The organism is Ruminococcus sp. RTP21204st1_B2_RTP21204_210225 (genome assembly GCF_040914135.1).
Taxonomy (GTDB): domain Bacteria; phylum Bacillota; class Clostridia; order Oscillospirales; family Ruminococcaceae; genus Hominimerdicola; species Hominimerdicola aceti.
The window spans coordinates 1-1,025 of record NZ_JBCPGA010000130.1 but is presented as its reverse complement, the minus strand read 5'-3'; the positions used below and the strand labels follow the sequence as shown (position 1 = coordinate 1,025).

At 38.5% G+C, this 1,025-nt stretch carries 1 protein-coding gene; it reads left to right on the top strand.

Annotated elements, in window-relative coordinates; all coding sequences use genetic code 11:
- Nucleotides 1-174: 174 nt before the first annotated feature.
- Nucleotides 175-1,025, top strand: an 851-nt coding sequence (locus AB5123_RS14450) for a recombinase family protein (protein WP_368365015.1), incomplete at its 3' end; no start/stop codon positions are given.

Genomic DNA, 1,025 nt, shown 5'->3' with positions numbered 1-1,025 from the left:
AAAAAGCTTGTAACGATAGCGAGAGTTGTGTATTCCGGACGAGATTATGAAAAGTTGTTATAACTGAATCTAAATGCTTTGCAGGTAAAATTGCAAGGCATTTTTTTGTTGCTATTGGTAATAGCTTTTGAGAAGAAAATGTGATATTATTGTAGTCTGAAAGGAGTGAAAATAATGCCAAAGAATCGTACAATCCCGTTCGGATACTGTATGAAAAACGGTGAGATAACAACCGAGCCAAAAGAAGTTTACGCCGTTGTTAAAATATTTGACGAGTATCTGAAAGGCAGAAGTTTGTCTGAGATCGCAAAGCTTATGCAGTCAGAGAAAATTCGCTACAATGCTGATTCGGATAAGTGGAACAAGAACATGGTTAAGCGGATAATTGAGAATGAAAAGTATCTCGGTACTGACAAATATCCGCAGATAATTGATGATGATACTTTTAGACTTGCAAATAAAAAGCGGATACGGAAAGCAACTACACTTAATCTGATATCCGCTGATTTGCGAGAAATCAGGAACCGTACATACTGCTCCGAATGCGGTCACAGACTTTCACGGATAGGCGGCAATTCAAAGTACGAGCATTGGGATTGCAGAAATCCCGATTGTTACAAGCTTGAATATCGGCTTACAGATCAAATGATAATCGGAGCAGTTCTGACTGTTCTGAACTCGGCAATAGCTAATCCGAGTTTGTTGGAATCCGGCGGCGAGATAAGCACATATTCACCTACTGCCGATGTGATACGAAAACAGAATGAGATCAATCAGATGACAGATTCTCCGCAAGTGGATTTTGACAGAGTTAAAGCTGAAATTTTCAAGCTTGCAGAAATGAAATATGACTGCTGCTCATACAATGAAAGTCCGCAGAAAACAGAGGAACTAAAAGAATTACTTCAAGGTCATGAACAATTAAACAGCTTAGATATCGGCTTATTCAAAGCGTGTGTTTCACGAATTTGGATAAGCCATTTTTGTGTCATAGAGGTTGAGCTTATTAACGGAATACGTATTAA